This is a genomic window from Ktedonospora formicarum, assembly GCF_016587355.1.
GTDB classification, from domain to species: Bacteria; Chloroflexota; Ktedonobacteria; order Ktedonobacterales; family Ktedonobacteraceae; genus Ktedonobacter; species Ktedonobacter formicarum.
The window spans coordinates 1,602,299-1,614,660 of record NZ_BNJF01000001.1; the positions used below are offsets into that span (position 1 = coordinate 1,602,299).

Consider the following 12,362-nt stretch of genomic DNA (forward strand, 5'->3'; position numbering starts at 1 on the left):
CACAAGATGTCGAGAGTTCTAGATAGAACCATATATACCAAACATAGAGGTAAACCACAGTTCACCGCGAGACTATTTGGCACCTCTTGATATATATATAACAAACTCCTTGCGCGTCACATGCGCGAAGAGGTATAAGGCGATTCACCTGAGAAGGGGTCTTGATAGACACAAGAGCAGGATAGTCAATAGCAATCAACTATGCTATACTTCACTGGTATCGAAAGAGGCGCGTCTGCGTTTCTATTTGTATAATAAAAGAACGCTTTTCATTGCGCTCGGTGGAAGGCCAGCAAACTTAGGATGCAGCCTTCAACATATCACCAATGACTTGAGTGAGAGGAAACAGTACATATGCGCCGAGGAACACTCACACTCCTCTTTTTAATCATCTTACTGGCCGCGGGCGCTGCCTATGTTGTCTTCTGGCCAACCGCCGCTGCGAATGGTGGTAAGCCCTTATATGGGGTCAACAATCCATTTACGCTTCACCAAGGTCTCGACCTGCAAGGCGGCGTACGCGTTCTGCTGAACCCCGCCAACGGTGAGAATCCAACCGATGAGAATATGGCGACCGCACGCGACCTGATTGAACAGCGCGTTAATAAGGGCCTGGGCGTCAATGAGCCCGTGGTGCGCACACAGACCACCCTCAATGGACAGAAAAGCATTGTTGTCGAGCTTCCTGGCTATAATAGCGGTAATCAGCAGGCAGATATCGCGAATCTGTTGCGTACAGGCAAGCTTGAGTTCTGGAACACTGGTAGCACGCCGCTTCAGAACGGCGATACCCTTGATCCCGCGCAGTTCGCGGCTGACAATAACGGTAGCGACAAAGCACTCTTTGTTGGCAATGATCTTGATCCCAATTCGCTTGGTGTCTCTCAGGATCAGCAGACCAGCAAATATGTCATCGCCTTCGGTATGCGTGGTGACGCCGTAGGCCGCCTGAGCACCTATACAGCTCAGAATGTTGGCAAATACATGACCATCACGCTAGACCGGAAGGTGATTTCGTCCGCTGTGATCCAGAGCCAGTTGCCAGGCAATGGCGTAATTCAGGGTAACTTCACCGTTGATGAAGCCAACCAGCTTGTGCAGTTGCTAAAAATTGGCGCGCTTCCTATCTCGTTCACAATTGCCAGTGAGTCAACCGTCGGCGCGACCCTGGGTCAGGATTCGATCAACAAGAGCCTGATCGCTGGTGCCATCGGCCTGGGCATTGTCGTCTTCTTCATGCTTGTCTACTATCGCCTCCCAGGCTTCCTGGCGGACATCGCCCTGGTACTCTACTCACTCATCACCTTCGCCATCTTTAAGATGATTGGCGTCACAATGTCCCTCGCTGGTATCGCAGGCTTTATCCTCTCGATTGGTATGGCTGTTGACGCCAATGTGCTCATCTTTGAACGCGTCAAAGAGGAATTACGCGATGGGCGTCTTCTCGCTTCCGCGATTGACATTGGCTGGAAACGCGCCTGGCCCTCGATTCGCGACTCAAACATCTCGACCATGATTACCTGTGCCGTGCTCTATGTCTTCGGTACCAACTTTGGCGCGACAATCATCGTAGGTTTTGCTACGACCCTCTTCCTCGGTGTCGCGATCAGTATGTTCACCGCCATTACCGTCACGCGCACCTTCCTGAATCTGCTGGTACCAACCGGTGTCATTAATCATCCCGCGCTGTTCGGGTTGCCTGCTGGCTCTATATCTGCGGCACCCCTGGCACGACGAAACAGCACTGTGTAGAGGAGAATGTCGTGTTTAACCTGATAAAATATCGCTTTATATTCTTGCTCGTCTCGTTGATTGTCATCATCCCAGGCGTTGTCTCGCTCTTTATCTGGGGCTTGAACGTGGGTATTGACTTCACCGGCGGAACCAGCATTGAAGTGCTGCCAAATAAGAGCATCGGGTCAACAGCGGATGTCAAGAGTATCATTCAGCCGCTTAACTTGAAGGACGTTCAGGTCTCATTCACCGAGAATAGCCAGATCCGCGCTGACAGAACAGCCTGGATTCAGACGGATATTCCGGCCGATGGCACAATCTTCAAGGCTCTGACGGACAGCGTCAGTAAACAATTTCCCAATGAAGCGGCCAATCTGAAATTCCAGCAAAACAATCTGCCCGGAACCGGGGCAAACAAAGGCTTCACGATCTTTACCATCTCCGGTTTCAGCCAGACACCTGATATCAATAAGCTCAAAGAGGCCGAGAAAAACCTTCCCACCACCGCTGATAAGAAAACGGTCAAGATAGCGAATACCATTGTTGGTAACAAAGACCAGACCAAAGCAGTTTCGCTGCTGACCAGCAGTAAGTTCCAGTCAAACAGCGGCGACCTGGAGAAACTTCAGCAGGCCTTCTTCAATAAGGGCATTTACGTAGAGTTGATTTCCAGCTCGACGGTAGGTGGCTCAGTCGCCGAGCAGACCAAGTGGTACTCCGGGCTTGCCATCTTAGCTTCTTCGGTCTTTATCCTGCTCTATCTCTGGTTCTCATTCCGTAAGGTGAGCCGCCCATGGCGCTACGGTGCCTGCGCGATCCTCGCCATGTTGCATGACGTTCTGGTTGTAGTAGGCATCTTCTCGATTCTGGGTCACTTCTTCAATATCCAGGTCGATGCCCTCTTCATCACCGCGCTGTTGACCGTTGTCGGCTTCTCGGTCCATGACACTATCGTGGTATTCGACCGCATCCGCGAGAACATGCTGCGCCACACGACGGAGACCTTCGAGCAGGTAGTGAATGCCAGCCTTGTGCAGACAATGGCACGCTCACTCAACACCTCGCTGACAGTGCTCTTCACCCTGTTGGCGTTGACGCTCTTCGGTAGCAGCACCAGCATTCACACCTTCACGCTGACGCTGCTCATCGGTATCGCCAGCGGCACCTACTCCTCGATCTTCAACGCCAGTATGATGCTGGTCATCTGGGAACACGGTGAACTTGGCTTTGGCCTCTTCAGCCGCAAGCGCGAAGCCCAGGTCGCGACTGGCGGTCGCCGTCAGGCTCGTGAGCTAGCGCGCTCCCGTGGCTAAAGCTAGCGAAACGACACAACAATAACACTTCTTAGGGGCAGGGTAACCTGCCCCTTTTTCGTGCAGTAACCATGAGAGGGAAAGTGCATATGCTTATAGGACTAGATCACGTTATTATTGGCGTCAACAACCTGGAAGCAGGAACACGCATCTTTCAAGAGGATCTGGGTCTGATACCCAGCGGTGGAGGGCAACATCCTACAGGTGGAACAGCTAATCGGATCATCGTGATTGGCGATACCTACCTTGAATTGATTACCATTCAGAAGCCAGAGGAGGCACAGCAGAGTATACGAGAGCGGCTCGCGCAAGGAGACGGCTACCTAAACTGTGTCTTTGGCTCCGATGCCATCGCCGCTGATAGCGCTGCCATGAGCACACGTGGCATCTCTATCATAGGCCCATACGCCGGAGCACTACATAGCCCAGGAGGGCAGAGCCGCGCCTGGCAACGCACCGATGTCGAACGCCCTGATCTGGCTCAGCACTATCCCTTTCTGATTCAGCATGATAGTTCAGGCCAGGAACGGCGCATGCGCCTGGCCGGGTGGCAGGAGCCACCCACGCATCCGCTGGGCGTAACTGGGGTGCTCAGTACCACGCTGGCAGTGGAGGATCTGGAAGAGGCGACTGTACGCTTTCAACGTGTCTATGGTCTAGAACCATCTGAACCGTTTAGCGGCGAGTTTGAGGGATGGGAAGCACAAATAGCCGCATTTTCTCTTGGCAAGGCCCCACACAATGGAGCGCAACGCTTTGAGCTGGCTTCTCCCCTCTCAAAGGAGCATGTGTCAGTGGAAACACCAAACTATTTGCCAGCCAAAGGAGCGCTTGCGGCCCATCTACAACGCTACGGGGAGAGTCTCTGCCGTATGACACTAATGGTAAACGACCTTGCCGCAGCCCGACATTATCTGAATGCGCGCCATATCACATATACGCACCAGGAGCAAGGCAACCCCCTACTCTGGATTCATCCATCTCAAGCATGTGGAGCATCTATTATGCTCGTCGAAGGATAATAGGGCAACCGCATAAACCAAGATTGACAGAGGATCAAGACCCTCTGGCTACCTCTAGATGCTTTACTGAAAATATTGTACATCAAGCGCCTGGGTTTTCAGGCGCAGTTTGCGCTTGAAAACCTTTTCGAAGAGATCAGCCTTGGCGTGAGCATGCATTAACTCCTCGTCCAGATCCGCCAAGGGGCGTACCCAAAGGCGAAGCGTCCATATATCCTTATCGCAGCCAGCCTCATCGGCCTCCAGACGCAACACACGTCCATCATGATTGCGATCCAACGCATCAGCAATACGCAAGATAGCCGAGAGAGATGAGACGCGTTTACGGGCCTCTGGCTTGAGCAGAGCAAACTCCTTATGCTCCTTGCTTGGGAGAGCCCGTCGGTGATAACGGGCGATACAGGCAATCTCATGCCGCTCTTCATCCGTGAAATCTGGAAGATCTGTCTCCTTAATCAAACGGTATGAGTGCTTATGATGCTGCCGTTCTTCGATGAGCATGCCAGCATTGTGCAGAAAAGCCGCGCGCTCAAGGACGAGCAGAGCTCTCTCATTGAGCTTATGCAGAGGACGCGTCACCCCAAACAAATCGTGAGCGAGACGCGTAACATAACGGGCATGGGGCCAATCCTCTACTAATAATCCCCCGTTCAGACGCAACTCTTCCGCAGTTGGTTGGGCTTCCTGCCACCAGCGTAACTCCTCGATTGAACTCGTAGACATACCAAAGCTCCTCTCCCATAGGTATTAAATGTTATTTTTCCGGCCAAGCAAGCGACTATTGTTGTTTACAGATAAAAACAAGATTCACATGCACCCATATATTTACTACTTATTATAGAGCATACAATAGTTTGTGCCGAAAATCCTGCGCTAGCAATTCTTGCCAGTGCTGGCAAAAAGCAGTATAGTGCTGCTTACGCCGTTTTTCGTAGTCGCTTAAAAGCCACTCTAAGCCCTGACGCTCTTCAGCGGAGGGCGTAACACCTGGATCGGCAAAGTGGGCGACAAGGTCGGGATCCACCATTACCTTTCCCTTCTTTGGGAGCTTCGTTGCTCGCACCAGAGCCTCCTGATATGGTGCTCCACTATCTGAACTTCCCAGACATAAACGCAACAACGCGACCATCACATCAGCGTCATGCAGTTCGCCTAGCTCTCCCTGAATAAGCTCAACTTCTTTAACCAGTAAACCACACTCCGGCGGCAGAGCATCAGCAAACAGTTCCAACGTATAGCGCAGACGCTTGGCTGCTATCCGCATATCATGCAACTCGCGCGCGTGGTAGGTATCGCCGACATAATCAGCCCAGTCATAGAGTTCTTGCAAACGCGTGGTAACAATCTTGCGCACGCTCTCCACAGTCATAGCCTGTGGAGACAAATCCTTTATGGCCTTAGCCTTTGCCATTGTGCCTACCTCCTTTCGGAATGCAAGTATCGATCAAATGCTGAAACTTTCGCTCATCGAAGGCGTTGAGGTAACGTTCCAGCGTGGCTTGATGCTCTACACGATAAACATGCAGACGCTCAAGCAACCATGCGATACCAGCTTTCTGCTCACTTACGACCTCTTCAAGGGTTGCATTTAGATTCAGGATCATGACATCAGTGTCACGGGCCTTGCCAAGCATATCTGCCATCTCTTTAGTAAGGCGATAGACTTTTTTGAATAGTTTGGGATCACAAATCCCCTCATACGAATCGAGTATAGCGCGCAAACGGCGTGAGGCTACACGCATCTTATGGACCGCTTCGATATCCTCATTCTTGAGCACCTCATCGCGCCACTCACTCATCCTGTTCGCCCCCTCGCTCAACAGGCGTCGCCCCGTATCCATAAAAGTTTCAGTGAGCATTTCCGCACCAACGGACACCCGTGTTCGTTTGCGTCCAAGGCTTTGCACCTGTGTCTCAAGCACTTCAAGCCAACGCTCACCATAGCGAGCGTAAGCTAGCAAAAGTCCCTCACGTATCCCGTGAGTGCTTATCCACAACTCACACATCTGGAGACGTAGCATCAACATTTTGATAATCTGGACACCGGAAGGCAAGAGCCCAGCCCGCTTCTCAGAGATACCATATCGCTGCGTAATCTCATCGGCACAGAGCGCCTCCAGAATACCATCACAGCGCACAACATCCATATAGGATAGACATGATGCTTGCGCATCAAGACCGAGAGACGCACGGGCCAAGGACATCAAGGTCTTCGCGCTACCGCCAGTGGCAATCAAGGTCTTGGGTTTCCCCTTGATACGTACCCCCTTCAAATATGTTTTGAGGAAGATTGAGCTTAGCTCACGCTCCTCTTCTGTTGGTGGATCTGAACGTGTATAGCGATCATGCAACCAACCAGAGCCAATAGGGAGCGAAGTGAGCCAGTTGACCTGTTCACCAGTCGCGGTAACCAGTTCAGTACTTCCCCCACCCAGGTCCATCACAGCTAGCGCGGGCGATGTGTGCTGTTCACGTAAATATTCATAGCTTGCACCAAAGAAAGTTAACAAGGCTTCGATTTCACCAGCAACCACCTGCACCTTCGCACCAATTGCCCGCTCGACAGCATCTAGAAACTCCGGTGCATTGCTCGCTTTACGCACGGCTTCTGTCGCAACCACAAAGACCGCTTCCGCGTGATGCTCAGACACCTGAGATCGATAGCGCTTAAGGATATCTACCACCTCTCCACGCTTGGCAGGCGTGATCTCTCCATGGGCATTCACATCCTGACCCAGGCGCACAACATCTTCAGCATCGATCAGGATATCCAGATCATCGGCCTGACACCTGGCGATAACCAGTTGAAGCGTATTGCTACCTATATCAATAGCAGCCCACGTCGGGGCATTCTCCTGAAGCGACATCTCAACCCTCCAGTATTTGGCTTCTTTCCCTATGGCACTAGAAGTACCACGCACATATCTTTCCACGTAGTTTCTGTGGACACACAGTTCCCTACTGAATATCCTTGTGTGAAGCAAGGTTCAGGAACACCAAACGGCCAGTTGGAATATATTTGTCATTTTACCACAGACAAAGCACACCCAGAGAAGCAAACTTATGGGCCACTCGACTCAACACTAGAGCCATACACGTTCTTCAGGTTATTCTCAATATGCACGCTCTGGGAAAAGATCACTCAACCTATTGACAAGTGGAAATCAATCCTGTATTATTGTTTACGTTCCATAAGGAACAAGACACTTCTCGCCGAAGTGGTGAAATTGGTAGACACGCAACGTTCAGGGCGTTGTGCCTTAACTGGCATGGGGGTTCGAGTCCCCCTTCGGCACCCATACCATGGAGACAAGCGATCCGGTCGAGTATCAAACTCGACCGGATCGCTTCCATTTGAGAGTTCTCGCAGCCTCCCAACATCTTATAAGTTTTTGCTGATACATACATCTTGTGAAGGATGAGCATATGCCATGTTAAAAACTTTATCCTCAGGCTTGACAAGTGCTGTTCGATCCGGTATGATACTCATTGTTCTCGCCAGAACACCATAACCCGCCGAAGTGGTGAAATTGGTAGACACGCAACGTTCAGGGCGTTGTGCCTTAACTGGCATGGGGGTTCGAGTCCCCCTTCGGCACTAACGAAGAAGGCTTCAATTTGAAGCCTTCTTTTTTATGTTTATATAGGTTACAAGCAAATCCCTCTTCCATATCCAAAGCATTACCCCTGGAGGTTAGCTTCACACACCGACTGAATGACAGTATTTACATATTGCAGTATGCTATCGCGCAATAAGCAAGCTCGCTTACACGCTTCGCGATGGTCCATCCTCGTCTTTCTTTTCGCCATATAAATATGAACAAATATTCACCAATGACATCTCAAAGCGTTTTCAAACACTCCTCTAATAACAATACATTAAAAAAGAATTAAAGCGGCTTTACAGGCTTAAATTGACATAAGGCGAGCTCACAGATACAATAGTCGTAGAGTTAGATATGCTCTACAACAGATCTGGTATGTGCAACGTTGAAGAGGAGAATCCTTAATGCTATCCACCTGCCCGTATTGCTCGCTAGCTAATTTTGAACAAACAACGACCTGCACACACTGTGGAGCGCAACTACAAAACGCTTCCCAGAGTAAGGTCACCGGCTCATTTACCAAGATCGCACGCTATACAGCCATACCCCAGACTCCGATCCCATCGATGCTTTCAGCCCCTGGCGAGGAGTCGCCCCTGTCACTACCTATCTCAGAGTCACTGCCTGCCATTCCCACATCTATTACACAGTCTGAGCCAGATCAAACTCAGGAGGCTCATAGTCAGGACTTACATAGCTATGGTACTACTGTGGCACATCGCTCTTGGTTCCTACATGGGCATCGCACACAGGCACCCACGGTCTACGCAGTTCTAGAGGAAGAGACCAGGCACCGCAAGTTGGAAGAGGTTGAAGTTACACGCGCGCAAGAACAATATGTCCTTTTGCACCGCAAAGCGGCAACGGTCTTTCTATCTGCCACATCCATTGGCAATCACCTGTACATGTCACGCACAACGACCGTGCGCCTTCCAATGAGCATGTTACGTGGGCTAGTCTTTACGCTACTGACGCTCTTTCTTGGTGCGGCTCTACTCAGCTTTCCAACGCTACTTGCACAATTACAGCATGCACCATTGTTTGCCTTCACAAGCTCGTCTTCACAAGGAAATAATGCCTCTTCAGACTGGTATGTTACAGGGCTGGTTAGTCTAATCGGTCTTATCCTCTTTTTCCCAGCCCTGTTCCTTTTCCTGGCTATTCTCTATCGCTCAGTGTATGCGTGGATACATAGGGGTGATCCTCTGCATCTTCTTCGCACTCGCCACCTACAGCCATTCCAGTGCGATGAAATAGCCCTCCTGGAACACCTCGCCGACGATATTCTTCGCAGCACAGCACGCCACCTTGGATTAGACCCTAGCCAGATTCAGTCAACCACGACATCTCATCAAGCTGTTGCGGCAATGCTATAAGAAATTCTTGTGAGGCAGTCATTGCTTTAAACTTATAAGCAGTGGCTGCCTCCTCTTATTTCAAAACAACTGTCTCCAACTCACTGTCAGCCAGCGTGTATCATAATAATCGTAATATATGCACTTTTCGCCTGTTTTTCTGGCTTTTTCTATGGCATACTAACAATAGCAATCTTCTACATCTATCAGGCAGGAGGAGAAAAATGGATTCTGAGTCGGCCGTATATGTGCTCTATATTGCAGAACTTTGGATCGAGGATGAGAAGCCAGAACCAGCGCTCCTCTATGCTTATGGACAAAGTCAGGGTCATGCCCTCAACAACTTCCAGAAATGGCTTTCGCCTGCTGGCTGGCTCTTTGCCCATCTAGACAAGGTAACACCTCATCCAGAAGGATATCGCATCAATGACGACTTGCTTTTGGAGGGGCTAATCAGCCAGGAGGGATACCGTGTCTTTCAGGACGCGCTCACGCCCATCATTTGAGCAAAGTATACAATCTCGCCTATAAACACATGTATATGCTATAATAGCAAAAAACATATCCCATGTTCATCGCGACCGCGTTCTAGATCCTGCTTGCTTGCCATTGAACGCTTTTGCACGATGGTGGGCTTTTTGCGCCCCCATGCAATCCATCGCATACATGACATGGGAGGTTTTCTCTTGAATCTGGTCGCCTTCTCCATCCGAACCAAGGGCGGACGTAACTTCGCGCGTCGCCTCTGGACAGTCTTTTCGCGCTTTGGTTTCAGTGAGAAACGCAATCGTCGCTCACTGGAAACCGTCATCCATGAACTGAAGCGCTATCAAGCAGCGCCAACTTTCTTTATTCCAGCCGTAGTCCTACGACGCCATCCCGCATTGCTAGCCACAATTTCACAAGCAGGCGCGGAGATCGGCATTCATGGCTACGTTCATAATGACTATCGCCAACTCCATAAAGATGCGCAACAGGCCCAAACCAGGCGTGCCATTTCCGTATTCCAGGATGTCAAAATGCCATTTCAAGGCTTCCGCAATCCGTACCTGGGATGGAGTGAAGACTCCATAGAAGTCTTCACAGATCTGGGCTTTGGCTACGAAAGCAATGAGGCAGTGCTCCATGAGGTTGTTAACCTGACAACACTCTCACCAACCATCCTCGATGGCTATCAGAAATCACTCGCCCTCTATCGGGCACTTCCCTACACCACATACGCTCTACGACCACATTTCGAGGGTGCTCTCTTGCGTATTCCTACCAGTATCCCCGACGATGAGATGCTCTTTGACCGTCTGCGTATCACCACGGGCGAGGAGGTTGGTACAATCTGGAGCAAGGTCATGCAACGCGTCTATGATGTTGAAGGGGCCTATGTGCTCAATCTACACCCAGAGCGGGGCGTGCTCTGCCAACAGGCACTCGCGACGCTTTTGTGTGCGGCTACAAGCCAACCACGTCCAGTATGGATCACACGTCTGGACGAGATCGCACACTGGTGGAAAGAGAGGCGGGCCTTTACCTTTCATATACAACAACAAGAGGAAGGGGCATGGCAGATACAGGCCGAATGCACCAACCGCGCGACCATTCTGACACGCCACATGCAAGTAGAAGGCGAAACGATGCTCTGGAGCGAAAGCGAAGCACGTGTCGAGGCACGCACATTCATGGTACAGGCAGAACGCTGTCCCGCACTTGCCGTCTCGCACACGACGCCCGAAGAGGTTGTGGACTTTCTGCATGAGCAAGGTTATCCAGTTATGCGCTCCTATGAGGAGGAACGCAACAATTACGCACTCTATATCCACATGCCCGAAGGCCTGGGGACCTCGCGTGCGGAGCAGTTCACGAACCGCAGCAAATTAGTAGAACAAATTGAGGCACTGGATCAACCACTAGTACGCTTCGCCTGCTGGCCCTCGGGTCACCAGGCGGCACTCTCTATCAGTGGCGATATTGATTCGGTGACAATTCAAGATTTCTTCTTACGCATTCTTGAAGTAGGAAAACACGCTTAAGAAGAGGGGTAAACGCCAGTATCGTGAGCTTGGCTCACGATACTGGCGCGGTGATCATCACGTGGTTGACTCACTCGCTGGGCTAGCCACAGGCTTTCCATTTTTCTTGCTCAGCGTTCTCAGGAGTTGTCGGTAAAGCTGAGCCATCGCCTCCCAACGGAAGGGAGTATAATCTTGCAGCGCATAAGCGGTCATACGCACACGGCGCTCCCGCTGCTGAGCAAGTTCGACCAACCCACGAGCAAAATCCTCAGGACTATCAGCATCACAAAGCAGAATCGACTCTTCGCGGAACATTGAGCGAATAGCCTTCGTGTCCGAGGCAATGATAGGGCGCTGCATCCAGGCAAACTCGTAGGCTTTGGTTGGCAGCACCAACTCAGAGAAACCGTTACGGCGATAGGGAATAATCCCAACGTCGCCATGAAGGATAAAGTCCACAAGCTCTTCGGCGGGACAAGGATCAGTGAACAAAACATGATCGCTCACCTCAAGCTCCGATGCAAGTTGCTTAAGATAGGGAAGATGTTCACCGCGTCCCTTGATATCCAGACGAAGCTGAGGGGCATCCTTACGAGCTAACGCCAGCGCCCTAATAGCGGTATCCAGGCCATTACGCTCGGCAAGCGTGCCATGATACATCACAATGAAAGGCGAGTGCTCGGTCTCGCCCACGCTCTCCGCCCTGGTATAGGGAGCAGGAACGCGGCGTTCTGGTGGAAAAAGTTTGGGATCGGCACTGTTCAGCAGAATCGTAATTTTATGCTTGGGAACCCCACGGCGTAGAAGCAACTCTTCAAAAGGCCAGCCCACAGTGACAACATTATGCGCGAAAGCGCAGGAAAGTCGCTCCTGCCAGCAAGCCAAGCGGAAGATCAGCGCCCCCTTGCGTCCACTGGCCTTCGCGACCATCAACTCTGGCGAGGGATCCTGGATATGGAGAATAATCTTCGCACCCAAAAGTCTTGGAATAAGAGCCACGAAAACCAGGAAATCAGGAAGATTATGTACATGGATCACGTCATAGCGTTGCCTGAGATGTCTCCAAGTCAGTACCCATCCCGCCAGCAGCATAAACCAGAGCCAGCTTAGCACAGTCAAAGGAAGCGACCGACCGAAGCCACGGTTCATAGGCAAGCGTACAACACGCACACCATTATAGACCTCTTGCTTCTTCTCCCCTTCCTGGCGCAGGCAGATCACTTCTACCCCGTCGCCACCATCCACCGCCGCCTCTGAGATGCGCCTCACTAGCGGATCAAACGGATACCAATCAAATGTCACTGCTCCAACACGTACCATTGCCATA

At 51.1% G+C, this 12,362-nt stretch carries 10 protein-coding genes and 2 tRNA genes; 8 read left to right on the forward strand and 4 right to left on the reverse strand.

Annotated features, from left to right (window positions below; genetic code table 11):
• The first annotated feature begins 354 nt into the window (after positions 1 to 354).
• The 3 genes from secD to K3T82_RS06940 all read left to right on the forward strand — a co-directional run bounded on the left by secD (position 355) and on the right by K3T82_RS06940 (position 4,069).
• The gene (gene secD, locus K3T82_RS06930; protein ID WP_220192754.1) at positions 355 to 1,752 is read left to right on the forward strand and encodes a protein translocase subunit SecD; all 1,398 of its coding nucleotides are present in this window, start codon (positions 355 to 357) and stop codon (positions 1,750 to 1,752) included.
• Between the two features lie 11 nt (positions 1,753 to 1,763).
• Positions 1,764 to 3,047 (forward strand): protein translocase subunit SecF, encoded by a 1,284-nt coding sequence (gene secF / locus K3T82_RS06935; protein ID WP_220192755.1) that lies wholly within the window; start codon positions 1,764 to 1,766, stop codon positions 3,045 to 3,047.
• 89 nt (positions 3,048 to 3,136) lie between these two features.
• Entirely contained in the window at positions 3,137 to 4,069 is a 933-nt protein-coding gene (locus K3T82_RS06940; RefSeq protein ID WP_220192756.1) for a VOC family protein, read from the forward strand.
• Between the two features lie 63 nt (positions 4,070 to 4,132).
• Here K3T82_RS06940 and K3T82_RS06945 read toward each other — a convergent pair whose 3' ends face one another.
• The 3 genes from K3T82_RS06945 to K3T82_RS06955 form a co-directional block, all read right to left on the reverse strand.
• A complete protein-coding gene (locus K3T82_RS06945) occupies positions 4,133 to 4,792 on the reverse strand; it encodes a hypothetical protein (RefSeq protein WP_220192757.1) in 660 nt (219 codons plus the stop codon).
• Positions 4,793 to 4,904: 112 nt separating this feature from the next.
• The gene (locus K3T82_RS49015) at positions 4,905 to 5,480 is read right to left on the reverse strand and encodes a CHAD domain-containing protein (protein WP_220192758.1); all 576 of its coding nucleotides are present in this window, start codon (positions 5,478 to 5,480) and stop codon (positions 4,905 to 4,907) included.
• Positions 5,467 to 6,936: a Ppx/GppA phosphatase family protein gene (locus K3T82_RS06955; RefSeq protein WP_220192759.1), complete on the reverse strand. Its 1,470-nt coding sequence runs from the start codon at positions 6,934 to 6,936 to the stop codon at positions 5,467 to 5,469. Before K3T82_RS06955 ends, K3T82_RS49015 begins: the two co-directional genes overlap by 14 nt.
• 344 nt (positions 6,937 to 7,280) lie before the next feature.
• On the opposite strand from K3T82_RS06955, the gene K3T82_RS06960 reads away from it, so the two are divergent.
• The 5 genes from K3T82_RS06960 (at position 7,281) to K3T82_RS06980 (ending at position 11,053) form a co-directional block, all read left to right on the forward strand.
• A tRNA-Leu gene (locus tag K3T82_RS06960) sits at positions 7,281 to 7,368 on the forward strand.
• A gap of 216 nt (positions 7,369 to 7,584) precedes the next feature.
• Positions 7,585 to 7,667, forward strand: a tRNA-Leu gene (locus K3T82_RS06965).
• Positions 7,668 to 8,078: 411 nt separating this feature from the next.
• Entirely contained in the window at positions 8,079 to 9,050 is a 972-nt protein-coding gene (locus tag K3T82_RS06970) for a hypothetical protein (RefSeq protein ID WP_220192760.1), read from the forward strand.
• Positions 9,051 to 9,253: 203 nt separating this feature from the next.
• Positions 9,254 to 9,535, forward strand: a complete 282-nt coding sequence (locus tag K3T82_RS06975; protein WP_220192761.1) for a hypothetical protein — start codon at positions 9,254 to 9,256, stop codon at positions 9,533 to 9,535.
• Between the two features lie 180 nt (positions 9,536 to 9,715).
• A complete protein-coding gene (locus tag K3T82_RS06980) occupies positions 9,716 to 11,053 on the forward strand; it encodes a polysaccharide deacetylase family protein (RefSeq protein WP_220192762.1) in 1,338 nt (445 codons plus the stop codon).
• Between the two features lie 57 nt (positions 11,054 to 11,110).
• Here K3T82_RS06980 and K3T82_RS06985 read toward each other — a convergent pair whose 3' ends face one another.
• Complete coding sequence (locus K3T82_RS06985; protein WP_220192763.1) at positions 11,111 to 12,361, reverse strand: glycosyltransferase family 4 protein; 1,251 nt, start codon at positions 12,359 to 12,361, stop codon at positions 11,111 to 11,113.
• Position 12,362: the final 1 nt, after the last annotated feature.

Bases quoted from the DNA above. Each gene is read 5' to 3' on its own strand.
- secD (WP_220192754.1), top strand. From the start codon at position 355: ATGCGCCGAGGAACACTCACACTCCTCTTTTTAATCATCTTACTGGCC.
- K3T82_RS06940 (WP_220192756.1), top strand. From the start codon at position 3,137: ATGCTTATAGGACTAGATCACGTTATTATTGGCGTCAACAACCTGGAA.
- K3T82_RS06945 (WP_220192757.1), bottom strand. From the start codon at position 4,792: ATGTCTACGAGTTCAATCGAGGAGTTACGCTGGTGGCAGGAAGCCCAA.
- K3T82_RS49015 (WP_220192758.1), bottom strand. From the start codon at position 5,480: ATGGCAAAGGCTAAGGCCATAAAGGATTTGTCTCCACAGGCTATGACT.
- K3T82_RS06955 (WP_220192759.1), bottom strand. From the start codon at position 6,936: ATGTCGCTTCAGGAGAATGCCCCGACGTGGGCTGCTATTGATATAGGT.
- K3T82_RS06970 (WP_220192760.1), top strand. From the start codon at position 8,079: ATGCTATCCACCTGCCCGTATTGCTCGCTAGCTAATTTTGAACAAACA.
- K3T82_RS06975 (WP_220192761.1), top strand. From the start codon at position 9,254: ATGGATTCTGAGTCGGCCGTATATGTGCTCTATATTGCAGAACTTTGG.
- K3T82_RS06985 (WP_220192763.1), bottom strand. From the start codon at position 12,361: ATGGCAATGGTACGTGTTGGAGCAGTGACATTTGATTGGTATCCGTTT.